Source organism: Phyllobacterium calauticae (assembly GCF_019991125.1).
Taxonomy (GTDB): Bacteria; Pseudomonadota; Alphaproteobacteria; order Rhizobiales; family Rhizobiaceae; genus Phyllobacterium; species Phyllobacterium calauticae.
This window is the reverse complement of sequence record NZ_JAGENB010000006.1, coordinates 209,686-229,982: the sequence shown is the minus strand read 5'-3', so window position 1 is coordinate 229,982 and position 20,297 is coordinate 209,686. Positions and strand designations below refer to the sequence as shown.

At 59.6% G+C, this 20,297-nt stretch carries 29 protein-coding genes and 1 pseudogene; 15 read left to right on the top strand and 15 right to left on the bottom strand.

Going from position 1 to position 20,297, the window contains the following annotated elements; all coding sequences use genetic code 11:
* Positions 1 to 2: 2 nt before the first annotated feature.
* The 6 genes and pseudogenes from J1W56_RS20510 to J1W56_RS20485 form a co-directional block, all read right to left on the bottom strand.
* Complete coding sequence (locus J1W56_RS20510; RefSeq protein WP_223615142.1) at positions 3 to 473, bottom strand: SRPBCC family protein; 471 nt, start codon at positions 471 to 473, stop codon at positions 3 to 5.
* Complete coding sequence (locus tag J1W56_RS20505) at positions 463 to 813, bottom strand: ArsR/SmtB family transcription factor (protein ID WP_223615141.1); 351 nt, start codon at positions 811 to 813, stop codon at positions 463 to 465. The genes J1W56_RS20510 and J1W56_RS20505 overlap by 11 nt, the downstream gene beginning before the upstream one ends.
* A gap of 70 nt (positions 814 to 883) precedes the next feature.
* Positions 884 to 1,117: pseudogene (locus tag J1W56_RS20500) on the bottom strand (helix-turn-helix domain-containing protein); the annotation flags it as partial.
* 1 nt (position 1,118) lies between these two features.
* Positions 1,119 to 1,361 (bottom strand): helix-turn-helix domain-containing protein, encoded by a 243-nt coding sequence (locus tag J1W56_RS25995; protein WP_223615139.1) that lies wholly within the window; start codon positions 1,359 to 1,361, stop codon positions 1,119 to 1,121.
* Positions 1,362 to 1,374: 13 nt separating this feature from the next.
* Positions 1,375 to 1,611, bottom strand: a complete 237-nt coding sequence (locus tag J1W56_RS20490) for a helix-turn-helix domain-containing protein (RefSeq protein ID WP_223615138.1) — start codon at positions 1,609 to 1,611, stop codon at positions 1,375 to 1,377.
* Positions 1,612 to 1,691: 80 nt separating this feature from the next.
* Positions 1,692 to 1,931, bottom strand: a complete 240-nt coding sequence (locus tag J1W56_RS20485; protein ID WP_223615137.1) for a helix-turn-helix domain-containing protein — start codon at positions 1,929 to 1,931, stop codon at positions 1,692 to 1,694.
* A gap of 124 nt (positions 1,932 to 2,055) precedes the next feature.
* On the opposite strand from J1W56_RS20485, the gene J1W56_RS20480 reads away from it, so the two are divergent.
* Positions 2,056 to 2,259: a hypothetical protein gene (locus tag J1W56_RS20480; protein WP_223615136.1), complete on the top strand. Its 204-nt coding sequence runs from the start codon at positions 2,056 to 2,058 to the stop codon at positions 2,257 to 2,259.
* A gap of 23 nt (positions 2,260 to 2,282) precedes the next feature.
* Here J1W56_RS20480 and J1W56_RS20475 read toward each other — a convergent pair whose 3' ends face one another.
* Entirely contained in the window at positions 2,283 to 2,603 is a 321-nt protein-coding gene (locus J1W56_RS20475) for a BrnA antitoxin family protein (RefSeq protein ID WP_223615135.1), read from the bottom strand.
* Between the two features lie 253 nt (positions 2,604 to 2,856).
* On the bottom strand, positions 2,857 to 3,297 hold the full coding sequence (locus J1W56_RS20470; protein ID WP_223615134.1) for a VOC family protein: 441 nt from the start codon (positions 3,295 to 3,297) through the stop codon (positions 2,857 to 2,859).
* Positions 3,298 to 3,629: 332 nt separating this feature from the next.
* Between J1W56_RS20470 and J1W56_RS20465 the strand changes: the two genes are divergently transcribed.
* The 5 genes from J1W56_RS20465 to J1W56_RS20445 all read left to right on the top strand — a co-directional run bounded on the left by J1W56_RS20465 (position 3,630) and on the right by J1W56_RS20445 (position 6,752).
* A complete protein-coding gene (locus tag J1W56_RS20465) occupies positions 3,630 to 4,211 on the top strand; it encodes a cold-shock protein (protein WP_223615133.1) in 582 nt (193 codons plus the stop codon).
* A gap of 8 nt (positions 4,212 to 4,219) precedes the next feature.
* Positions 4,220 to 4,732, top strand: a complete 513-nt coding sequence (locus J1W56_RS20460) for a DUF192 domain-containing protein (RefSeq protein WP_223615132.1) — start codon at positions 4,220 to 4,222, stop codon at positions 4,730 to 4,732.
* An 8-nt stretch (positions 4,733 to 4,740) separates the two neighbouring features.
* Complete coding sequence (locus J1W56_RS20455) at positions 4,741 to 5,496, top strand: alpha/beta fold hydrolase (RefSeq protein WP_223615131.1); 756 nt, start codon at positions 4,741 to 4,743, stop codon at positions 5,494 to 5,496.
* A gap of 118 nt (positions 5,497 to 5,614) precedes the next feature.
* Positions 5,615 to 6,439 carry a serine O-acetyltransferase gene (gene cysE / locus J1W56_RS20450; RefSeq protein WP_223615130.1) on the top strand — a complete coding sequence of 275 codons (825 nt, stop codon included), beginning with the start codon at positions 5,615 to 5,617 and terminating at the stop codon, positions 6,437 to 6,439.
* 106 nt (positions 6,440 to 6,545) lie between these two features.
* Entirely contained in the window at positions 6,546 to 6,752 is a 207-nt protein-coding gene (locus J1W56_RS20445) for a DUF3126 family protein (protein ID WP_105733161.1), read from the top strand.
* A 43-nt stretch (positions 6,753 to 6,795) separates the two neighbouring features.
* Here J1W56_RS20445 and J1W56_RS20440 read toward each other — a convergent pair whose 3' ends face one another.
* Complete coding sequence (locus tag J1W56_RS20440; RefSeq protein ID WP_223615129.1) at positions 6,796 to 7,521, bottom strand: hypothetical protein; 726 nt, start codon at positions 7,519 to 7,521, stop codon at positions 6,796 to 6,798.
* Positions 7,522 to 7,672: 151 nt separating this feature from the next.
* Between J1W56_RS20440 and J1W56_RS20435 the strand changes: the two genes are divergently transcribed.
* Complete coding sequence (locus J1W56_RS20435; protein ID WP_223615128.1) at positions 7,673 to 8,200, top strand: gamma carbonic anhydrase family protein; 528 nt, start codon at positions 7,673 to 7,675, stop codon at positions 8,198 to 8,200.
* A 12-nt stretch (positions 8,201 to 8,212) separates the two neighbouring features.
* Here the strand turns inward: J1W56_RS20435 and J1W56_RS20430 are convergent, their stop codons facing one another.
* From J1W56_RS20430 to J1W56_RS20420, 3 genes are all read right to left on the bottom strand, one after another.
* A complete protein-coding gene (locus J1W56_RS20430) occupies positions 8,213 to 8,830 on the bottom strand; it encodes a transglutaminase-like cysteine peptidase (protein ID WP_223615127.1) in 618 nt (205 codons plus the stop codon).
* Positions 8,831 to 9,115: 285 nt separating this feature from the next.
* On the bottom strand, positions 9,116 to 9,724 hold the full coding sequence (locus tag J1W56_RS20425; RefSeq protein WP_223615126.1) for a PilZ domain-containing protein: 609 nt from the start codon (positions 9,722 to 9,724) through the stop codon (positions 9,116 to 9,118).
* 103 nt (positions 9,725 to 9,827) lie between these two features.
* Entirely contained in the window at positions 9,828 to 10,457 is a 630-nt protein-coding gene (locus J1W56_RS20420) for a PAS domain-containing protein (protein ID WP_223615125.1), read from the bottom strand.
* Between the two features lie 444 nt (positions 10,458 to 10,901).
* On the opposite strand from J1W56_RS20420, the gene J1W56_RS20415 reads away from it, so the two are divergent.
* A complete protein-coding gene (locus J1W56_RS20415) occupies positions 10,902 to 11,600 on the top strand; it encodes a rhomboid family intramembrane serine protease (protein WP_223615124.1) in 699 nt (232 codons plus the stop codon).
* Between the two features lie 125 nt (positions 11,601 to 11,725).
* Complete coding sequence (locus J1W56_RS20410) at positions 11,726 to 12,157, top strand: CBS domain-containing protein (RefSeq protein WP_223615123.1); 432 nt, start codon at positions 11,726 to 11,728, stop codon at positions 12,155 to 12,157.
* Positions 12,158 to 12,180: 23 nt separating this feature from the next.
* Here J1W56_RS20410 and J1W56_RS20405 read toward each other — a convergent pair whose 3' ends face one another.
* From J1W56_RS20405 to folE, 3 genes are all read right to left on the bottom strand, one after another.
* Positions 12,181 to 13,080, bottom strand: coding sequence for a patatin family protein (locus J1W56_RS20405; RefSeq protein ID WP_223615122.1), 900 nt, complete (start codon positions 13,078 to 13,080; stop codon positions 12,181 to 12,183).
* Positions 13,081 to 13,296: 216 nt separating this feature from the next.
* A complete protein-coding gene (gene hisI / locus J1W56_RS20400) occupies positions 13,297 to 13,716 on the bottom strand; it encodes a phosphoribosyl-AMP cyclohydrolase (RefSeq protein WP_223615121.1) in 420 nt (139 codons plus the stop codon).
* Positions 13,717 to 13,742: 26 nt separating this feature from the next.
* Positions 13,743 to 14,369 carry a GTP cyclohydrolase I FolE gene (gene folE, locus J1W56_RS20395; RefSeq protein WP_223615120.1) on the bottom strand — a complete coding sequence of 209 codons (627 nt, stop codon included), beginning with the start codon at positions 14,367 to 14,369 and terminating at the stop codon, positions 13,743 to 13,745.
* A 278-nt stretch (positions 14,370 to 14,647) separates the two neighbouring features.
* Here folE and J1W56_RS20390 point away from each other — a divergent pair, with 278 nt between their 5' ends.
* The 6 genes from J1W56_RS20390 to J1W56_RS20365 all read left to right on the top strand — a co-directional run bounded on the left by J1W56_RS20390 (position 14,648) and on the right by J1W56_RS20365 (position 20,278).
* Positions 14,648 to 15,094 (top strand): iron-sulfur cluster assembly scaffold protein, encoded by a 447-nt coding sequence (locus tag J1W56_RS20390; RefSeq protein ID WP_223615119.1) that lies wholly within the window; start codon positions 14,648 to 14,650, stop codon positions 15,092 to 15,094.
* A 7-nt stretch (positions 15,095 to 15,101) separates the two neighbouring features.
* Positions 15,102 to 15,467: a membrane protein insertion efficiency factor YidD gene (gene yidD, locus J1W56_RS20385; protein ID WP_223615118.1), complete on the top strand. Its 366-nt coding sequence runs from the start codon at positions 15,102 to 15,104 to the stop codon at positions 15,465 to 15,467.
* Between the two features lie 295 nt (positions 15,468 to 15,762).
* Positions 15,763 to 17,745 carry a threonine--tRNA ligase gene (gene thrS / locus J1W56_RS20380; protein ID WP_223615117.1) on the top strand — a complete coding sequence of 661 codons (1,983 nt, stop codon included), beginning with the start codon at positions 15,763 to 15,765 and terminating at the stop codon, positions 17,743 to 17,745.
* A gap of 397 nt (positions 17,746 to 18,142) precedes the next feature.
* The gene (locus J1W56_RS20375; protein ID WP_223615116.1) at positions 18,143 to 18,556 is read left to right on the top strand and encodes an MbcA/ParS/Xre antitoxin family protein; all 414 of its coding nucleotides are present in this window, start codon (positions 18,143 to 18,145) and stop codon (positions 18,554 to 18,556) included.
* Positions 18,550 to 19,248: an RES family NAD+ phosphorylase gene (locus J1W56_RS20370; protein WP_223615115.1), complete on the top strand. Its 699-nt coding sequence runs from the start codon at positions 18,550 to 18,552 to the stop codon at positions 19,246 to 19,248. The genes J1W56_RS20375 and J1W56_RS20370 overlap by 7 nt, the downstream gene beginning before the upstream one ends.
* 205 nt (positions 19,249 to 19,453) lie before the next feature.
* Positions 19,454 to 20,278, top strand: a complete 825-nt coding sequence (locus J1W56_RS20365) for a lysophospholipid acyltransferase family protein (RefSeq protein ID WP_223615114.1) — start codon at positions 19,454 to 19,456, stop codon at positions 20,276 to 20,278.
* The last annotated feature ends 19 nt before the right edge of the window (positions 20,279 to 20,297 follow it).

Genomic DNA, 20,297 nt, shown 5'->3' with positions numbered 1-20,297 from the left:
GGTCAAGCCAGTTGCTGGACGACGGCTGCCAGCTGGTCGATGGCGGTGCCCCAGCCCTGGTCAAATCCCATTTCTTCATGCTTGCGGGCGTCGGCGGCGTCCTTGTGCAGGACGCGCGAGGCGTAGCGGGTGCCGCTGCCCTCGGCCTCGAAGGTGATGATTGCGGTCAGGGCCAGCCAGGGTTCGGCCGGTTTCCAGCCGCCGGTCATGACGGTGGTGAACACCAGTTTCGCTTCCGGCACGATCTCCAGGAAACAGCCGTCGACATGCGGCTGGAAATCGCCGCCGTCCTCGCGCATGCGCGTCTCGAACGCGCCGCCGGGGTGAAGGTCAAGCTTGACCACCTTGCATTCGATGGGCGCGGGGATCCACCATTTCGCCAGATGCTCCGGTGTGCTCCAGGCCTTCCAGACGAGGGCGGGCGGCGCCTTGATGAAACGCGCAATGGTCAGTTCGGATGGGTCAACCGGCATCTTCAACACTCCCGTGCATCTGGTTTTCAACATAATCGGCCAGCCGGTCCGCCCGGCCCTGCCAGAGGGCTCGCTGCGCGGCGAGCCAGGTTTCGGCGGCCGCGAGCCTTTCGGTATCCACCCAGCAGGTGCGCACGCGGCCGATCTTTCTGGAATGGATCAGCCCGTCGGCCTCAAGCACCCGCAGGTGCTTCATGAAGGACGGCAATCCCATGGCAAAGGGTTCCGCCAGTTCCTTGACCGGGGCGGGGCCCCGGGTCAGGCGGCTGACCACGGCCCGGCGGGTGGGGTCGGCAAGGGCGTGAAAGGCGGCATCCAGCGATATCTGATAGTTTTCCATATGGAGAACTATAAGTAAAAGTTTTCCATTTGGCAAACTGTTTTAGGTGCGGAAGTGAATTGCGCTAATCCGCCAGCCGGACACCGGCGCCGCCGGCGCGCTCGGCGCCCTTGTCGAGAAAGACCACTCCGGCCGCCGTCAAGGCGTCCTTGAGATCGTCAAGCGTCCGGTCGTAGGGGACGCGTTTGCCGGTTTCGAAGGTTGCAATGGTCGCCGGCGCAACCTTTGCCACGTCCGCAAGCTTGGATTGCGACCAGCCAATCAGGGCGCGTGCAGCACGGCACTGTGCGGGGGAGATTGTCACTCTATTTCAGCCTGACACCCGGCCCGCCATCGACGGTCTGGCCATCGGCGAGGAAGGAAACCCGTGCCTCAAGCACCTGTATGATGGCTTGCAGATTGTTGGTCACCGGCGTTGACCTGCCGGTTTCGAAATTGCGGACGGTGGACAGGCCCACCCGCGCAGCCTTGGCCAGATCCTCCTGGGACATGTTGGTGAGCGCGCGTGCGGCCCTGCATTGATCGGCGGTTAAAGGCTTTTTCTCCACGAGGTGCTCACCCTCAGTCCTTCCGGAGCCGCACGCCCGGCCGGCCATGATTGAGAAATTCCACACCCGCGTCCTCAAGCACGCGTATCACAGCCCTTATCTTGTCGAGGCCGCTCGTCAGCACGGAAGGCCCCCGCTTCTCCATGGCGCTGATCGTATTGACATTGAGACCCGCGCGCATTGCGAGGGTAGTTTGGTCCATATCCACAAGCGCGCGTGCCGCGCGAAGCTGGTTTCCCGTCGTCAGCAATGCACGCTCCCGATCTGGTCTGCTTGTGATTGTTCCATAGCCCCGGGCTGGCAGCAATATAGACGATGGTATGAGGGAACTTATTCCCGCCGTAGCCGGATACCCGGCCCGCCATCGATGTTTTGCCCATCGCCCAGAAAGATCACGGACTTGGCTTCAAGCGCCGCTTGAATAGCCCGCAAGGTGGACGCCTTGGGGTCGGCCAGACCGCGCTCGATATTGTTGAGGCCGGTTGTCGACAGGCCAGCCAGCGTTGCGAGCTCCGCCTGGGTCAGCCCTAGCATCGCCCGTGCGCCGCGTATTTGCTCAGGAGTAATCATGGTTTTTTGTATTCTGTAATTGATTTTTTAACAAGCGAGCTTGACGTGATGAATAATTGATAATAATTTAAGCATGATTGATAAAATAACAATTTTTGAATTTATATGATAGCGAGATTCCCTCATGAGCAATCGATCAACCCAGCTGGTGGATGCCAGCAATCTGCTGATTGAACTCAAGAACCTTGTCGAAGTGCTGTGCATGGCCGCGTCCGATATCCACGATGAGCGGCAGCAATGCGCAATCCAGTGCATCTGCGATATTGCCGACGAGCGGATTGCCGCAATCAATGCTGTGCTGGACGCTGCACGCCAGGAGCCGGTTTGAAGCCGTCCGCAGCGGACGGATGATTATTTCACCTTGGCCTGTTTGAGGGCGTCGTTGATACGGCTCTGCCAGCCTTTGCCCGTGGCCTTGAATTTTGCCAGGACATCAGGGTCGAGCCGCAGTGTGACCGGCGTCTTGGTCACGGCCAGAGGCGGGCGGCCACGCGCGGCGATCTCCTTGTCGATTTCGCGGGCGAGTTCGGGAAACACCTCCCTGAACGGCCGCATCTGCTGCATTTCCTCGTCGGTCAGTTCAGGGTTGTCCGGATCTTCGGCAATTCCCCGCTGTATTCGGGCTTCTTCCTCATCGCTAATGGGGAGCTGGTTTTTGAATTTGCTGTTCATCATAGGCTCCCTTTCCCTCAGGTCGCCATTTGCAAGGCGTACGGTGCGTGGTTCGACAAGCTCACCATAAGGGACGACGAGGATTGCAAGAAACTCTATTCTGCAACATTTCCGATCGGCTTGGCAGCTATCATTTCGGCTAACTTTGCAGCCAACCTTCCTCATGGTGAGCTTGTCGAACCACGCACCTTGCATCAAACAATCATCCGTCGCCGCCGCCTCTCAGGCGGCGGCGACGACATCGGCAAAAAATTTACCAGCTGCCGGTGTTTTGCATCGACAGCCAGGGTTCCTGCGGCGGCAGCGGTGCGCCTTTCTGCAGGATTTCGATGGAAATGCCGTCGGGCGAGCGGACGAAGGCCATGTTGCCGTCGCGGGGCGGGCGGTTGATGATGACGCCGCTGTCCTGCAACTTCTGGCAGGTGGCGTAGATGTTGTCGACGACATAGGCGAGGTGGCCGAAATTGCGCCCGCCCGTATAGGTTTCCGGGTCCCAGTTGTAGGTCAGTTCCAGTTCCGGCGCCCGTTCGGCCACGGCGCGGCCCTTGTCGTCGGGAGCGGCCAGGAAAATCAGCGTGAAACGGCCTTTTTCGTTTTCCGTACGCCGAATTTCCTCAAGGCCGAATTTGTTGCAGTAGAAATCCAGCGATTCATCGATATCGCGGACACGGACCATTGTGTGAAGATAGCGCATCGTTTTCCCTTGATGTGTGCGTCAGTGTATGAAAGGCGGCAGCAACCGGACGGCTGCCCCGGGCAATCGTGCAATTGCCCCGGGCAATCGTGTCATTGCCCCGGGGTGATCATGCGATCGCCGGGCTAGGCGCCTACATCTTTTTGGTAACATTATTTTCATGACGCCACAAATTGACAGGCTTGCAACGGGTGGTTGAACCGTTCATCACAAGATTTGCACCTGTTTTTCAACAAAAACAGCCAGATGATACTTGCCCTCATCCATTGGACAGGTGTTATTCTGACTCCAGAGAATCAGTGGTTGCTTTCAGGAGAGGAGGGGCTCGCTTCATGTCAGACAGACCAGTATCAGCCCGGCATTCCCCCGATGATGAACAATTAGCCGATGGCCTCGACCTCATCGAGGTTTCGGGCGCTATCAAATGGTTCGATGTCGCCAAGGGATATGGCTTTGTGATCCCCGACAATGCTGATCTGCCTGATATACTCCTGCATGTGACCTGCCTGCGCCGCGACGGCTTCCAGACCGCGCTCGAAGGCGCGCGTGTCGTGTGCGAAGTCAAGCAGGGCGAGCGCGGTATGCAGTGCTTCCGCGTGCTCTCTATGGACAGTTCCACCGCCGTTCACCCGACCGAACTGCCGCCGGTGCGCACCCATGTCACCGTCACGCCGTCGAGCGGTCTCGAACGTGTTCTGGTCAAGTGGTTCAACCGCACCAAGGGCTTTGGCTTTCTCACCCGCGGCGAAGGCACCGAGGATATCTTTATCCACATGGAAACCCTGCGCCGCTTCGGCCTGACCGAACTGCGTCCGGGGCAGGTGGTGCTGGTCCGCTTCGGCAATGGTGACAAGGGCCTGATGGCTTCGGAAATTCACCCGGATATCGGCACGCAGTTGCCGGCATCCCACTAAGACATCCCATGAACAGGCTGTTCCGATTGTGCCGATCTTTGCTGATCGGCCTTTTTGCGCTGGTCCTTGCCACATCGGCCGTGCCCGCCGCCGATCAGCAGCCGATGCATCTGCCCATCGATGCGGCGCCGCTGGTGATCAATACCGCCAGGGGCGATGTTCCCTTCCAGGTCGAAGTGGCCGATACCGACGAGGAGCGCGAGCGGGGATTGATGTTCCGCACCGACCTCAGAGACAACAGCGCCATGCTGTTCGTGTTCGAGGACAGCCGTCTCGTCACCATGTGGATGGAGAATACCCCTTCGGCGCTCGACATGATTTTCCTCGATGAAAACGGCCGTGTATCGGCGATTCGCGCCAATGCGGTGCCGTTTTCCCGGACGACGATTTCCTCCGGCGGTCCCGCGCGGTTCGTCATCGAAGTCAAGGCGGGCACGGCCCGGCGGCTGGGCGTTGCGGTCGGCGACAAGGTCCGCCACCCCGCCATTGCTGCGGTCTGCGGCGCCTGCACCAAAAAATAGGTTCGGATATGCAGTTTTTTGAGAATGATGGATTGAAGCTCGCCTATCTCGATGAGGGCGCGGGCGAACCGGTCCTGCTGATCCATGGCTTTGCCTCGTCGCACTTCTACAATTGGGTGCAGCCCGGCTGGGTGCCGGCCCTGACCGCCGCCGGTTACCGGACCATTGCCATCGACAATCGCGGCCATGGCCAGTCGGACAAGCCGCATGAAAAATCGCTGTATACGCCGACCCTGATGGCCGGGGATGCCGCGGCCCTGCTCAGGCATCTCGGCATCGCGAAAGCCCATGTGATGGGCTATTCCATGGGCGCGCGCATCACCGCTTTCCTCGCTCTGGAACATCCCGAACTGGTGCATGATGTCATTTTCGGCGGGCTTGGCATCGGCATGGTGGAAGGCGCCGGCGACTGGAATCCCATCGCCGAGGCGCTGCTGGCCGAAGACGCCGAAACGGTGACGCATCCGCGCGGAAAAATGTTCCGCATGTTCGCCGACAAGACCAGAAGCGACAAGATCGCCCTGGCCGCCTGCGTGATCACCTCCAAGGAGGAAATCAGCGAAGCCAATATGGCGCGCATCACCCAGCCCGCACTGGTCGCGGTGGGAACCAAGGACGACATCGGCGGCAGCCCGCACCGGCTGGCGGCGCTGATGCCGCAGGGCGAAGCCATCGACATCCCCAACCGCGATCACATGCTGGCCGTCGGCGACAAGGTGTTCAAGGAAGCGGTGATCCGGTTCCTGAAAGCCCATCCGCTCTGACGGTGCGCGTATAAACCGCGACACTGTTTCAGCCCGGTGAATTTGGGGTGTCAACAAAACACTTTTGCCGTATGCTGGTGGCAACGCAAGACTATTGGCTGATTGCCTGGAGTAGGACATGTCCGCAAGCAACCCGATGAAAATGACCGGATCGGTCAAGCAGATGGATCCGATCTGGCTGTCCATCCGTGCCGAAGCCGAGGAAACCATCCGCCAGGAGCCGCTGCTGGCGACGTTCCTGTACACCACGATTCTCAACCACCAGTCGCTGGAGCAGGCGGTCATTCACCGCATTTCACAGCGGCTCGATCATCCGGATGTCGAGTCGGAGCTGCTGCGCCAGACCTTTACCGCGATGATGGACGCCACGCCGTCCTGGTCGCAGATTCTGCGCGTCGACATCCAGGCCGTCTATGACCGCGATCCCGCCTGCACGCGGTTCATCGAGCCGATCCTTTATTTCAAGGGGTTCCAGGCGATCCAGACGCACCGGCTGGCCAACTGGCTGTGGAACGAGGGCCGCAAGGACTTTGCCCTCTATCTGCAGAGCCGCTCATCCTCCGTCTTCCAGACCGATATCCATCCCGCCGTGCCGATGGGGCAGGGCGTGTTCTTCGACCATGCCACAGGCATCGTCGTCGGCATGACCGCCGTCATCGAGGACAATGTCTCGATCCTGCAGGGCGTCACGCTCGGCGGTACCGGCAAGGAAACCGGCGACCGTCATCCAAAAATTCGCCACGGCGTGCTGATCGGCGCCGGGGCCAGCATCCTTGGCAATATCGAAATCGGCCATTGCTCGAAAGTTGCCTCCGGTTCCGTGGTGCTCAAGCCCGTGCCGCACAATGTCACCGTCGCCGGGGTTCCCGCCCGGGTCGTTGGCGAAACCGGCTGCGCCGAACCGTCGCGCGCCATGGACCAGCTCATCACCAATTTCGACTGAAACCGTGCGGTTCAGTGACTGAAACGAACACACCGGCCCTTTACAGGGCCGGTTGCTGCATGCCACAAGCCCGCTTCACAATTTTGCATTCGACAGGAGAAACCGCGTGAAACCCGAAGAACTGAAAAAACTCGACAGCTATTTCAAGCGTACATTCAGAAACACGGAACTCACGGTAAAGGCCCGTCCCCGCAAGGACGATTCGGCTGAACTCTATCTTGGCGATGAATTTCTCGGCCTGATCTACAAGGATGAAGACGAGGGCGAACTTTCCTACAACTTCTCCATGGCCATTCTCGACATGGATCTCTGACGGTTAACGCCGCTTTGAATGGAAGTGCCGCCCGCATTCGGCGTCACTTCGGTGTCTTGAGATGGCCTTGCGCAAAGGCCAGGACCTTTTGTTCCAATTCCTGCCAGTTGGCGAGAAATTCGCGCGGGAATCGGTAGGTCAGCTGCAAATCCTCACCGATAAAAACATCCCGCTGGCAGGAGGCGAGGTTGCTTTTCGACGTGGCCTCGTCGAGGCAGCGCGCGACAAACAAGCTGCGGCCCTTGCTCTCCGGTGAGGAGACGAGCTGTTCGCTGACGAAACCGCTGGTGGCGCGAAAGGTCTGGATGGTCAGGCCTGCCGGGCCTTTGATGCCGGGGCCGTCCGTCAGGGTGCTGTAGACCGGACCGTAGCGGCCGGACATGTCGCGCGAGGTTGCGCGCGGCTCAAACGTCAGGAAGAGCAGCGCCTTCTTTTCGCCCGCGCCGTTGAAATCCCGGATGAATTCCGGCTGGTAGCCCTGCATGTCGGGCCAGTGCAGGTATAGGTCAACCCGCTGCGCCACCCCATCGCGCCGCTGCGCCCGGAAGCGGATGGTGTTGGCCGGCAGCGCCAGCACGCTGTTGCCGATCACCACCTCATGCACATCGGTGTCTTCCGTATGCCCGCCGAGGGAAATCGTATGGCCGAAATAATGCCCGGCAACGACAAGCCCGATGGTCAGGAGGGCGAGCGCCGCGACGCCATAGAAAATGCGCTGCAGAAAGGGGCTGCCCGTTATCGATTCCACGCGCTGTGCGGAAGCTTGCATCAACCTTCGGGTCCTGTTGCCTCGGTTGACAGGAAGGCTAACGTCAAAGTGCTGATTTATGGTTAACCACACGTGAAAGTTGTATTCGCATCGGCATCGCCAAGCGGGCGGCGGCTCGCTAAGCTGAGCGTGAAGAATCTGAGGAGGAACGATGCCCCTATTCACGCTCGACGGCCACGCGCCCGAATTTGAACACCGGAAATCGAACTGGATCGCGCCCGATGCGACGCTGGTCGGCAAGGTCTTTCTCGGCGAGAATGCCGGCATCTGGTTCGGTGCCGTTCTGCGCGGCGACAATGAACCGATCCATGTCGGCCGCAACACCAATGTGCAGGAACATTCGGTGATGCACACGGATATGGGTTATCCCCTGACGATCGGCGAGGGCTGCACCATCGGCCACCGCGCCATGCTGCACGGCTGCACCATCGGCGAAAACACGCTGATCGGCATCGGCGCCATCATTCTCAACGGTGCGAAAATCGGCAGGAATTCGCTGGTGGGTGCCGGGGCGCTGGTGACGGAGCGCAAGGAGTTCCCCGACAATGCGCTGATCGTCGGATCGCCGGCGCGGGTCATCCGCACGCTGGACGAGGCTGCCATCGAACAGCTCCGGCTTTCCGCCGCCCATTATGTCGAGAACGGCAGGCGCTTCATGCGGGGGCTTGAGGTCAGCTGATCCTGTCCGGCATTATTTCCCGATGCTGCCGACCAGAACCTGGCGGTCGTCGGTGATGGACACCCATGCGCCGGTATAATGTGTCGACTGGCGCTTCAGATAGTCATAGCTCGTTTCGTTCCACGGCTTGATCTGCGGTTCCAGATTGTCGAGGACATAGTCGCCCCGGTCGGTGCGCACGGTGAGAACCGCGTGGCCTTCGCCATTCATCTGGCGCACGACGGTGATCAGCAGCGCGCTGACGGGCAGGCCGCGCTGCATCAGCATCCGGCGCTTGAGCAGCACATAGTCTTCGCAGTCGCCGACATTGCCGACCTTGTCGGGATAGCCCCAATATTCCTCGACGCCATAGATTTCCATGTCCGTGGCCGGCTTGATATCCGTGTTGACCTGGGTGTTGACCTGAACCAGCTGCGCCCAGACATTTGGCGTCAGGGCCACCGGCGTGTCGCTGATGCTGCGGATGCGGCATTCATCCTGGTAGATCTGGCAGAAATCGTAATGGCCGATGGGTTGCGAAGTGCGCCCGCCGGTCTGCATCACCGTCGCCGTGGACCGCGCCGGGCCCGCCTGGGTGCCTATGCTCATCAACAGAAGGGCTGCGCCCGCAAGAATTATGCTTTTTATCATACCGTCGTCTCCCCGGTTGAGGTGACAATGACAGGGAGACCTTGATCTGATGGAAATCTGAAGCAGTAAATCTGAACAAAACGGGTAGCAAAAAATAAACTATCGCCCGTTGCAATGTATTATTGAATATTACTGTTTTGTTTAAAGCAGGAATTGAGTGAAGTATACGAAGTATATTTCGGTTAAAGTTTGGTTTTTCTCGGAAGGCAATTATTTATGATCGCTTAAAGCGTGCCGCTGCATGGCTTGCACGCTGAAGTCTTTTGGTAACCAAGCGAGGAATATTTAATTCTGCAGGGAGATTTCGATGGCTTCGCGGCTCTGGACGGTCGCGAACTCGATGGCAATGCCTTCCTCGAAATGGCGCACGACGCGCCCGCGCATGGAGCCGAGAACGACCTGGCTGTGCAGGGCGGGGCGCATGCGGATTTCGACCGCCGCACCGGAGATCGACAAATCGATGATACGGCAGGGATATTCGCGGCCATCCGCCATGCCGAGCTTGGCAATGGGATTGCGCGGCGCGATACGCTGGTGGCGCCGGTCTTCCGGCATGTCCAGCTCGTGCTTGTTGGCAAGCCAGGTCAGCTGCGCCGCGATCTTGTTCTTCTTGCGCTCCGATGCGACGAGCGAAAGGTAAAAGCCGTTGCTGACGAGGCGCTCCACCGTGCCTTCGATGCGGCCGATATGATCGATATAGGCGATGATGCGCTCGCCCGTGCCGGCCATGACTTCCGTGGTGAACAGGGCCTCGCCCGGCGACATTTCACTGATCTGGCCGACATGCTCGGTCCGGTCTTCCAGCATGAAGCGGCCGTAAAGTTCGACCTTCACGCGATGGAATTTTCCCGTCGTGGCGATAGTCTGGGTTGAATCGTCACGGGTCAGATGCATGAAGTGTGTCCGAAGGCTTAAAATGACTCTTTATCTCTGAAGATTAGAACACAAGTCTTAACGGCGATGTAACAGATGCAGGTCTTGCTTAGGTTTTACTAACCTAATCCAAGATTTTCCCGCCGTCGAAGACCATGAGATGCCTGACCCGGCGGCTGCCATTGGGAGCAGGCAGGAGTATATTGGAAATCAGGGGCTTGTGATCTTCAGCCCGGACGCTGCCGGCAGGCATATTGGCTGGATTGCGCGGATCGATCATCGCGATGGACCGCAGGCTGTTTTCGATGATCGCGTCGGATTCCAGCCAGAACGGCTTGCCGGCCGGTGCGATCATGCCGAGCAGGTGCCGTTCATGCACCTCGTTGGCGAGGGGCAGCAGGATGAGGTTGAACAGCATCTTGCGCCCGCGGCTGCTCTTGCCCTCATAGGTCGACTGGACGACGGTCTTGCTGGTCAGGCTGCTGGCGACGATCCGCGCGATGACGGCCTTGTCCTTGGCCTGCCAGATGGAGCTGAAGCTCTGGCCTTTCAGTTCGCGGCCATAGATCGAGCAGATGCGCGTTCCCGCCAGCCGGAACCGCGCTTCGCCGGGGCCGCTGGCGCGCAGGATGAACGTTTCGGACAGGCGCGAGCGGATGAGCGCGGGCGAAATCTCCCGCCGTTCCGGCGCTGCGCGGGTTCCGCGCAGATCGTTCCAGTAGGCGAAGATCTCGCTGGTTCCGTCGTGCCGCATATGCTGCTTCCTGTTGATATTCCGCTCTTGCGCCGTATGGGGTGCGTGGTTCGACAAGCTCACCATGAGGGGGTGGTCTGGCTGCAATGCCAATAGCAAACGTTGCAGACTATGACTCCCTGCAACCCACAACCTCCCTCATGGTGAGCTTGTCGAACCACGCGCCACGAACCCCCGCTGTCCACGAGCGCTGACTTTGGCACCGGCAGGCGGGAAGCGCCATTGGCGAAGCGGCTGCGTCCACCGCAGGGGACGATTAAGGTTAACAAATGGTTTATATTGAGCGGGCGGTGCCGGCATGCGACAAGGGGGGCGAGTAGAGTTCTATGTTCATGTATCCAGCTCGGGGCCGTTCAACATCATTGAACGGCCTTATTTTTGTTTGGAGAGTTTGCTGCTAAGCACGCATTGCAATGAATCAGTTGCGGGAAGAATGACAGACCTATGAGCACCCCTGATCAATCACCGGCACGCGAGCCGATCTTCAACATTCCCGGCGTCATCCTCGCCATATTCGCCATCTGCGCCGCGGTGTTTCTGGTTGAAAACTACGTGCTGACCGAGGCGCAGGACAACAATTTCCTGCTCGACTATGCCTTCATTCCCGCGCGGTTTTCCCAGTTCGGCGGATTTCATTCGCCCGCCGCCTGGCTGACCACCATCACCTATTCCTTCATGCATGGCAGTTTTGCCCATATAGCGCTCAATATGGTCTGGCTTGCCGCCTTCGGCTCGCCGCTGGCGGCGCGCATCGGGCCGCTGCGCACGTCGCTGTTCTGGATCGTCACCGCCGTTGCCGCCGTCATGATGCACTTTGCCATTTACCCCGCCAGCCCGATCCCGCTGGTCGGTGCCTCCGGCGCCATATCCGGCATGATGGGGGCGGCGGCGCGCTTCGGTTTCCGCCGCTCGACCCAGCGCAATTCCGCTGCGTTTACCGGGCCGATCCTGCCGATTGCCGTTGCGCTGCGGACCCGTACGGTTCTCGTTTTCGTCGCCGTCTGGTTCATCACCAATATCGGCACCGGCCTTTTCGCTGTCGTGCCGGGAGATGCCGCGACGATCGCCTGGGAAGCGCATATTGGCGGCTTTCTCATCGGGTTTCTGGGCATTGCCCTGTTTGATCGCGGCGACCGGCGCTGAATTGTTGGTATGATTGCAAAGCTGTTGCATTGGGGGCAACATACGCGCACCATGGCGTATTGATCGCCGGGATAAAGGAGGATCGCGGCGGTCAGCGTTAAGACTTATGTGCAAGGAGGACGTACATGACAGTCAAAATGATACTGGAACGCAAAGGCTACGACGTTTTTAGCGCAGCACCCGAAACGACCCTTGGCGACGCGGTCGCCGCACTTGCCAAACACAAGATCGGCGCCATTGTCATCGTCGATGACAAGAAGGCCATCAAGGGTATTTTGTCCGAGCGCGACGTGGTACGCGCCATTGCTGCCGATGGCGCCGATGTGCTCTGGCGTCCCGTTTCCGAAATCATGACCATCAAGGTCAGCGTGTGCACGGAAAAGCATACGGTCAACCAGGTCATGGAAATGATGACCCGCGGCCGCTTCCGCCACCTGCCGGTCGAGAAGGATGGCCGGTTGCACGGTATCGTGTCCATCGGCGACGTGGTGAAGCTGCGCATCGAGGAAGTGGAGCGCGAGTCCCAGGAAATTCGCAGTTATATCGCAACCGCCTGAAGCGGTTGCACGGACGGATCGGGTCAGAACACGACCTTCTGCATGCGCTCGAGCTCGCCGAGCCGGGCCATGGTTTCCTCATAGCCGAGTTTGATCGCCTCGTCGGCGCGGTGAAACTCGGCAAGCCCCACATGGCCGATTTTCGGCAGCAACGCGATGTCAGGCGGATCGCCGGCCATGCGGGCGCGGGAAATCCGGTCCTGAATGATGTTGAACGATTCCATCATCACGCCGGTAATGCCAAGCCGCGTGGCGCGCGCCGCGCGGAAATGCGCCACCGCGCCCTCGCGTTCGGCATCGGCGGCAAGCGTCGCTCCGGCGGAATGCTTGATCACCGCGGCACGCCCGAACTGGTCGTAGTGCAGGTTCACCGCCACCACCAGCGGCTGTTCGTAGGAACGGCAGACGGAAACCGGCACCGGATTGACCAGCGCGCCGTCCACCAGGATGCGGCCGTTGCACTCGACCGGCTCGAACACGCCGGGCAGGGCATAGGATGCCCGCATGGCGGTGATCAGGTTGCCGCGCGTCAGCCAGATTTCGTGGCCGGTATTGATCTCCGTGCATACCGCGATGAACGGTTTCGGCAGGTCTTCGATGGAAAGCTCGGAGAGATGATCGCGCAGGCGCTTGTCAAGCTTCATGCCGCCGAACAGGCCGCTGCCGCCGAACCGCAGGTCCAGCAGCGAGAAAATGCCGCGCTTGGTCAGGCTGCGCGCGAATTCCTCCAGCTGGTCGAGCTTGCCGCCGAGATAACAGCCGCCGACCAGCGCGCCGATCGACGTTCCCGCAATCATGGAAATCTCGATACCGGCCTCGTCGAGCGCGCGCAGCACGCCGATATGCGCCCAGCCGCGCGCCGCGCCGCCGCCCAGCGCCAGCGCGATTGGGGCTCTCTTGTCACTGTGGGGGGGCGGATCCATGACAGGTGTTTCAGGACCGTTCGTAACGCCAATCGGTTCTGCCGCACGTAGCCGTCGCGATGCCCATTCGAGCATGGCATGCACTCCTAAAGTCGTATTCGCACATTATCCCCTCACTTTGGTATCCAAAGGATGAATATTGCGGAATTATGGCCGCTTAGCCAACCAATCAAAAATGAGACCGTGGAGTTCAGGGCACCGGAGAGCAGAAATTTGTTACGCCTCCGGCGTCATGACCAGATGGGATGTGCCATTTTCGCTGACGACCTGACGGTAGAAACATGATCGGCGGCCAGTATGGCACGTCGGGCCGTTTCCAGCCACCGTTACCTCCAGCCAAAGCGCATCCTGATCGCAATCGGTGCGCATTCGGACAACGGTCTGCAGGTTTCCGGAGGTCTCGCCCTTCTTCCACAGCGACTGGCGCGACCGCGACCAGTAATGGGCGATGCCGGTTTCCAAAGTCAGGTGCAGCGATTGCGCATTCATGTGCGCCACCATCAGGAGATGGCCGTCACGCGCATCGGTGACGACGGCGGTCACGAGACCGGCGGCATCGAAGCGCGGTGCGAACACCGCGCCTTCTTCGTTTGCATGTTTGTCGGCAAGGGGCGACGAAAAGGAACCGTTGGACATGACTGCCAATTCTGGAAAAGACTGGTTTAGCGACCCTTGACGAGGGTCATGAAGCGGACCTGTTCGTTGACATCACCCTTGAAGGCACCGGTAAAGGTGGTGGTGGTCGTCGTCGAACCGGACACGCGGATGCCGCGCATGGCCATGCACATATGCTCGGCCTCGATCATGATGGCCACGCCGCGCGGGCGCAGCGACCCCTGGATCGCATTGGCGATCTGGGCTGTCATGCTCTCCTGCGTCTGCAGGCGGCGGGCATAGATATGCACGACGCGGGCGATCTTCGACAGGCCGACCACTTTCTCGCCATCGGGCAGATAGGCGACATGCGCCTTGCCGATGATGGGAACCATGTGATGCTCGCAGTGCGAAAAGAACGGTATGTCCTTGATGAAGACGATGTCGTCATAACCGGCAACTTCTTCAAAGGTGCGTCCAAGCACTTCCTCCGGGTCTTCATCATAGCCCGAAAACAGTTCCTTATAGGCTTTTGCCACGCGCTGCGGCGTGTCGAGCAGGCCTTCGCGGTCTGGATTGTCGCCGGCCCAAAGCAGCAGCGTGCGAACGGCAGCTTCCGCTTCTTCCTGAGTTGGGCGTCGTAGGTTGTTCTGATTGCCAGTCGGTGACTGCAAACTTTTTATTACCGCATCCATCGCGATCTCCCGTAGTCGCCCTCAAGGGAGCGACGAGTTAAACGGCAATACACGATAGTCGTTCCGAAACGAATACGTGGTGTATTGAAGCCGGCTTGGCCCTGAGGCTGAACCTGGGCGACTACATCTACCATTGACGCAGAATTTACGCCATGGCGCTTTGTGCTCGCCCGCTCACATACTATATAGAGAGTGAATTCGGGATTCATAGGGCCAAAGCGATGGACAATTGTCTGTTTGCGCTTCGCTTCGGGCCGTGTCACCAGCGGAAGCTCATTATGATCAATGACGTCTACAACACGCGCATTCTGGAGTTTGCCGGGAATATCCAGCGCCTTGGCCGTCTGGACAATCCCGATGCAACCGCCACGGCGCATTCGAAACTCTGTGGTTCGACAGTGATCATCGATCTCAAGGTCAAGGACGGCGTGGTGACGGATTTCGCCCATGACGTCAAAGCCTGCGCGCTCGGCCAGGCGTCGTCATCCATCATGGCGCGGCATGTGGTCGGCGCGACCAGCGAGGAATTGCACGCTGTGCGCGATGCCATGTTCAAAATGCTGAAAGAGAATGGGGCGCCGCCGCAGGGGCGCTTTGAAGACCTGAAATTTCTCGAGCCGGTGCGCGACTACAAGGCCCGGCACAATTCCACCATGCTGACCTTCGAGGCCGTGGTGGATTGCCTCGACCAGATCGAGAAGAAAAACGCCGAAGCGGCCGCCTGAACCGCCGATGTGCGCTGACCCCGCCCACAACCATTCCCCTGCGGCGGGAAAGAAATATTCCCGCAACTGGAACGGACCATGGCGCAAAACGCCGGGGCGGCTGTTCGGCACGGCCTTCGTCCGGCTGTACCAGCTGACGCTGTCCGGCTTCATCGGCAATTCCTGCCGCCACCTGCCGACCTGTTCCGAATATGCCTATGAATCCATTGCCCGTTACGGCCTGTGGACCGGGGGGTGGATGGGCCTGTTCCGGTTCGTCCGCTGCGGGCCGGGCGGCACCAGCGGCCTTGATCCGGTGCCGACGATGCTGGACAAGCGTTTTGCCTGGTACATGCCGTGGCGGTACTGGGGTGTGGGCAAGCAAAATATATAGAATAGGTTGTCAGCATTGGTCTAACGCCACCCGGGGCGCCGATTAAGCGCGGGCCATCTCGGATTCGGCCCATGCGGACGTTTTTGGGAACAATAGATATCGTTAGTTTGCTATTGTTATCTATATCGCAGTCACGTCCGGTCACGCACCACGCTCATCGTGGACCGCAAAACCCGCTTTTCCTCAACCGCCACTTTACGCCGGATCAATCTGCGCATAAAAGTCCGCTCGCCGGAGCCGTTCCGGTCATGAAACACCACCCGCGATTGTTGGCGGGACTGGATAGGAGCAACTGATGTCACAGACAGTTTCCAAAACTGTATCCATGCAATTCCCCGATGGCTCGAAGCGCGAATACGACGCGGCCATATCCGGTGCGGAACTTGCCGAATCCATTTCGAAATCCCTGGCCAAGAAGGCCGTGGCCTATGCGGTCGACGGGGTCGTGCGCGATCTGTCCGACCCGCTGCAGCATTCCGGCAGCATCGAGATCCTGACCCGCGACGACCCGCGTGCGCTTGAGCTGATCCGGCACGATTGCGCCCACGTCCTCGCCGAGGCCGTGCAGGAGCTGTTTCCGGGCACCCAGGTCACCATCGGACCGGTGATCGAGAACGGATTCTACTACGATTTTGCCAAGAACGAGCCCTTCACGCCCGATGACCTGCCGCTCATCGAGAAGAAGATGCGCGAGATCATCGCCCGCAACAAGCCGTTCACCAAGGAAATCTGGTCGCGCGAAAAGGCCCGCAAGGTCTTTGCCGACAAGGGCGAGGCCTACAAGGTCGAGCTGGTCGATGCGATACCGGAAGGCCAGGACCTGAAGATTTATGCGCAGGGCGACTGGTACGACCTGTGCCGCGGCCCGCACATGGCCTCGACCGGCCAGGTCGGCAATGCCTTCAAGCTGATGAAGGTGGCCGGTGCCTACTGGCGCGGCGACAGCAACAACCCGATGCTCAGCCGCATCTACGGCACCGCCTTTGCCACCGATGCCGAGCTGCAATCCTACCTGCATGTGCTGGAGGAGGCGGAAAAGCGCGATCACCGCAAGCTCGGCCGCGAAATGGACCTGTTCCATTTCCAGGAGGAGGGCCCCGGCGTCGTGTTCTGGCACGCCAAGGGCTGGCGCATGTTCCAGACGCTGGTCAGCTACATGCGCCGCCGTCTCGACGGCGTCTATCAGGAAGTCAACGCGCCGCAGGTGCTCGACAAATCGCTGTGGGAGACGTCGGGTCACTGGGGCTGGTATCGCGACAACATGTTCAAGGTGACGGTTGCCGGTGATGAAACCGATGACGAGCGTGTGTTCGCCCTCAAGCCGATGAACTGTCCCGGCCACGTGCAGATCTTCAAGCATGGCTTGAAGTCCTACCGCGATCTGCCGGTACGGCTTGCGGAATTCGGCAATGTGCACCGCTATGAGCCATCGGGCGCGCTGCATGGGCTGATGCGCGTGCGCGGGTTCACGCAGGACGATGCGCATGTCTTCTGCACGGACGAACAGATGGCGGCCGAATGCCTGCGCATCAACGATCTGATCCTGTCCGTCTACAAGGATTTCGGGTTCGACGAGATCACCATCAAGCTGTCGACGCGCCCGGAAAAGCGCGTCGGTTCCGATGCGCTGTGGGATCGGGCTGAAAGCGTGATGATGGGTGTGCTGGAGCAGATCCAGCAGCAGTCGAACGACATCAAGACCGGTATTCTGCCGGGCGAGGGTGCGTTCTATGGCCCGAAGTTCGAATACACACTGAAGGACGCCATCGGCCGCGAATGGCAATGCGGCACGACGCAGGTCGATTTCAACCTGCCCGAGCGGTTCGGTGCCTTCTACATCGACTCGACGTCCGAGAAGAAGCAGCCGGTGATGATCCACCGCGCCATCTGCGGCTCGATGGAGCGCTTCCTCGGCATTCTCATCGAAAACTTTGCCGGTCATCTGCCGCTGTGGTTTGCGCCGGTGCAGGTGGTTGTGGCCACCATCACCACGGAAGCCGATGATTACGGCAGGCAGGTCGCCAAGGAACTGAAGGCGGCGGGGCTGCAGGTCATCACCGACTTCCGCAATGAGAAGATCAACTACAAGGTGCGTGAGCATTCCCTGCAGAAGGTACCGGTCATTCTCGTCTGCGGCATGCGCGAGGCGGAGGAGCGGACGGTGAACATGCGCCGTCTGGGTTCGCAGAACCAGACGTCGCTCAGCCTTGATGATGCGATCCGGCAGCTCGGCGAGGAAGCCACGCCGCCGGACCTGTTGCGCGCCGCTGCGGAGTAGGCCGGCCCATTGCTTTGTGACAGCGTGGTGACTTTCATCACGCTGTCATGGCGTTGCGTGCGCCAGTGAATACAGCTGTTTCAGCGGGCGCTGAGCAATGCGGGCTTGTATGCCTCGGTAGCTCTGCGGATTTCGGGGATGCACATCGCCTGATAAACTGCCTCCACAAATGTAATGTGGATGGGCGCGCCATGGCCGGGGAAAACGAAGCATAAATCGCGTATGGCAGGTGTCGAAGAGTTGGAGCTGAATCTGACAGATGCTTTCCCAAAACAATCCAATGGAAGTGCGACGAGATTGTCGTTTGCAAAAGCCGTCAGCTTGATGGTCGCACGAAAAGATGGTTCTTGCCAATTGGCGATAATATGCTAACTTTATGCCAGAAAGAGAGAGTGCCATGCAACTCCAGCCTATTGCTTCGACCCCATTCAACCGGTCATCTGCTGAGATCAGCGATGTGGAAGCAGGGGCGCTTGCCCGCACAACGGTGAACCTCTTCAGCGCCTGGAAGCTCACGGATGCACAAGCCTGTACCTTGCTCGGTGGTCTGTCAGCCCGCACATGGGCGCGTTGGAAAGAAGGCAATGTGGGGCGTATCGATCGAGACCTGAAAATGCGGATGGCTCACCTGATGGGTATTCATAAGGGCGTCCGACACCTGTTTAAGGACCCAGCAAGAGGATATGAGTGGATCAAAGCGCCCAATACGGCTTTTGGCGGTAAGTCAGCGCTCGACGTGATGCTGCAAGGCGAGCTTTCTGATCTGGCGGTGATGCGTGAATGGCTCGATGCGGAGCGCAGTGCGTGGTAAGTGGCCTTGCTGTCCGAACAGAGGTACAGTGGCCCAAAACCTACCGCATCATCCGATCCATCTATCCGCCTATCGATTTGTTCGAGGACATCGCCGATCCGCGTGACTGGGAGGCCCTTGTCGCTGTCGAGGCAAAAACGAATCCGCGCATTCGATTTGAGGTGGGCGATCTTGGCAAGGTACCCGCGCACCGTCGCGTTTCGGGCGTCGGCGCCAGTTATCTAATGGCCCCCTTTGTCCATTGCTCCACAGGACGGCCGGGTCGCTTCACGGACGGTAGCTATGGCATCTACTATGCAGGCGAGAGTGAAGAGGTTGCCGTTGCCGAAACCATACATCACCATCAAAAATTCATGCATTCAACGCCGCAGCCTCCGGGGTGGACGTCGGACTTTCGCGTCTTGGTGGGCAGCGTGGACCGGGCACTGGATGACGTGAATGCAGTGCCTGACGTTCTTCATCCGCACGATTACACCGCTTCGCAGGTTGAGGGACGTGGACTTCGGGCCGCGGGAAGCGATGGCCTCCTGTGGAACAGTGTTCGAATGCCCGGTCAACGGTGCATCGGCATCTTCTGGCCGGACGCCATAACCATTCCTGTCCAGGGACGGCACTACTGCTATCACTGGAACGGCACGCGGGTCGATTTTGTGCGTCAGTACGATACCGGAGCAGTCCTGGCGGTAACGTGACAGGTGGCTTGTGACACTTGCTCCATACGGCCGGAAAAATGCACGAGCGCCGAAAAGAGTCTTAATAAGCCTGCTCTGTTGCGCCAGTTCACAAAGTAATCTAGCAGATGTCGCACATTGCTTTGTGACAGCGTGGTGACTTTCATCACGCTGTCATGGAGTTGCGTGACTATTCAGCCGTTTCATTATTTGCCGGGATGCGATCGTGCAGTTCAGAGAACTCTCCTACGCCAATGACACCCAGTCGCGCATCACCCAATGGCTGATCCGTTCGATTGAAGGCCTGTCCGGCCGCGACCACTATGTCCGGCTCTACAACGCCTGGCGCACCGACATCGTTCCGGCGGGAATCGATGTGTTCCGCCGCATGATGGACCTGATCAACATCAGGCTCGACGTTGCGGACCAGTGGCCGCCGCAGCATCTGCCCGATACGCCGCTGGTGATCGTCGCCAACCACCCCTTCGGCATCGGCGACGGCATCGCCGCGCTGGCGCTGGCCGAGCAGCTCGGCCGGCCGTTCCGTGTGCTCATCAACAACGACCTGATGAAGGTGCCGGAAATCCGCCCCTATGCGCTGCCGGTCTGCTTCGACGAAACCAAGGAAGCGGTGGCGATGAACATGGCCACCCGCCATGAGGCGGTGCGTTTGCTGAAAGAAGGCGTCACCATTGTCGTCTTTCCGGCGGGCGGCGTTGCCACGGCGCCCAAGGGCTTTGGCCGGGCGGAGGATCTGCCCTGGAAGATTTTTCCGGCCAAGCTGGTGCAGCAGGCCAAGGCGTCGGTCATCCCGGTGTATTTCGGCGGGCAGAACGGCCGGGTTTTCCATCTCGCCAGCAAGATTTCGATGACGCTGCGCATTTCGCTGCTCATCCGCGAATTCCGCAAGCTGTCCGGCAAGGCCATCACCGTGCGCATCGGCCGCACGATGGACTGGTCGGAATTGGCGCCGCTGGCCGACCGCAAGAATTTGCTGGATTATATGTATGGCGCGGTGTTTGCGCTGGCTCCGGCCGCAACGCGCCGCTGAGCCCCGGTCCAGCGGCCCA

Excerpts from the sequence above, each read along its gene's own strand:
- hisI (WP_223615121.1), bottom strand. The coding sequence starts at position 13,716 with ATGTCCAACGGTTCCTTTTCGTCGCCCCTTGCCGACAAACATGCAAAC.
- J1W56_RS20415 (WP_223615124.1), top strand. The coding sequence starts at position 10,902 with ATGAGCACCCCTGATCAATCACCGGCACGCGAGCCGATCTTCAACATT.
- J1W56_RS20435 (WP_223615128.1), top strand. The coding sequence starts at position 7,673 with ATGCCCCTATTCACGCTCGACGGCCACGCGCCCGAATTTGAACACCGG.
- J1W56_RS20420 (WP_223615125.1), bottom strand. The coding sequence starts at position 10,457 with ATGCGGCACGACGGAACCAGCGAGATCTTCGCCTACTGGAACGATCTG.
- J1W56_RS20430 (WP_223615127.1), bottom strand. The coding sequence starts at position 8,830 with ATGATAAAAAGCATAATTCTTGCGGGCGCAGCCCTTCTGTTGATGAGC.
- J1W56_RS20455 (WP_223615131.1), top strand. The coding sequence starts at position 4,741 with ATGCAGTTTTTTGAGAATGATGGATTGAAGCTCGCCTATCTCGATGAG.
- J1W56_RS20425 (WP_223615126.1), bottom strand. The coding sequence starts at position 9,724 with ATGCATCTGACCCGTGACGATTCAACCCAGACTATCGCCACGACGGGA.
- folE (WP_223615120.1), bottom strand. The coding sequence starts at position 14,369 with ATGGATGCGGTAATAAAAAGTTTGCAGTCACCGACTGGCAATCAGAAC.
- J1W56_RS20510 (WP_223615142.1), bottom strand. The coding sequence starts at position 473 with ATGCCGGTTGACCCATCCGAACTGACCATTGCGCGTTTCATCAAGGCG.
- thrS (WP_223615117.1), top strand. The coding sequence starts at position 15,763 with ATGTCACAGACAGTTTCCAAAACTGTATCCATGCAATTCCCCGATGGC.
- cysE (WP_223615130.1), top strand. The coding sequence starts at position 5,615 with ATGTCCGCAAGCAACCCGATGAAAATGACCGGATCGGTCAAGCAGATG.
- J1W56_RS20440 (WP_223615129.1), bottom strand. The coding sequence starts at position 7,521 with ATGCAAGCTTCCGCACAGCGCGTGGAATCGATAACGGGCAGCCCCTTT.
- J1W56_RS20485 (WP_223615137.1), bottom strand. The coding sequence starts at position 1,931 with ATGATTACTCCTGAGCAAATACGCGGCGCACGGGCGATGCTAGGGCTG.
- J1W56_RS20470 (WP_223615134.1), bottom strand. The coding sequence starts at position 3,297 with ATGCGCTATCTTCACACAATGGTCCGTGTCCGCGATATCGATGAATCG.
- J1W56_RS20460 (WP_223615132.1), top strand. The coding sequence starts at position 4,220 with ATGAACAGGCTGTTCCGATTGTGCCGATCTTTGCTGATCGGCCTTTTT.
- J1W56_RS20480 (WP_223615136.1), top strand. The coding sequence starts at position 2,056 with ATGAGCAATCGATCAACCCAGCTGGTGGATGCCAGCAATCTGCTGATT.
- J1W56_RS20405 (WP_223615122.1), bottom strand. The coding sequence starts at position 13,080 with ATGGATCCGCCCCCCCACAGTGACAAGAGAGCCCCAATCGCGCTGGCG.
- yidD (WP_223615118.1), top strand. The coding sequence starts at position 15,102 with ATGTGCGCTGACCCCGCCCACAACCATTCCCCTGCGGCGGGAAAGAAA.
- J1W56_RS20410 (WP_223615123.1), top strand. The coding sequence starts at position 11,726 with ATGACAGTCAAAATGATACTGGAACGCAAAGGCTACGACGTTTTTAGC.
- J1W56_RS20465 (WP_223615133.1), top strand. The coding sequence starts at position 3,630 with ATGTCAGACAGACCAGTATCAGCCCGGCATTCCCCCGATGATGAACAA.
- J1W56_RS20375 (WP_223615116.1), top strand. The coding sequence starts at position 18,143 with ATGCAACTCCAGCCTATTGCTTCGACCCCATTCAACCGGTCATCTGCT.
- J1W56_RS20475 (WP_223615135.1), bottom strand. The coding sequence starts at position 2,603 with ATGAACAGCAAATTCAAAAACCAGCTCCCCATTAGCGATGAGGAAGAA.
- J1W56_RS20505 (WP_223615141.1), bottom strand. The coding sequence starts at position 813 with ATGGAAAACTATCAGATATCGCTGGATGCCGCCTTTCACGCCCTTGCC.
- J1W56_RS20390 (WP_223615119.1), top strand. The coding sequence starts at position 14,648 with ATGATCAATGACGTCTACAACACGCGCATTCTGGAGTTTGCCGGGAAT.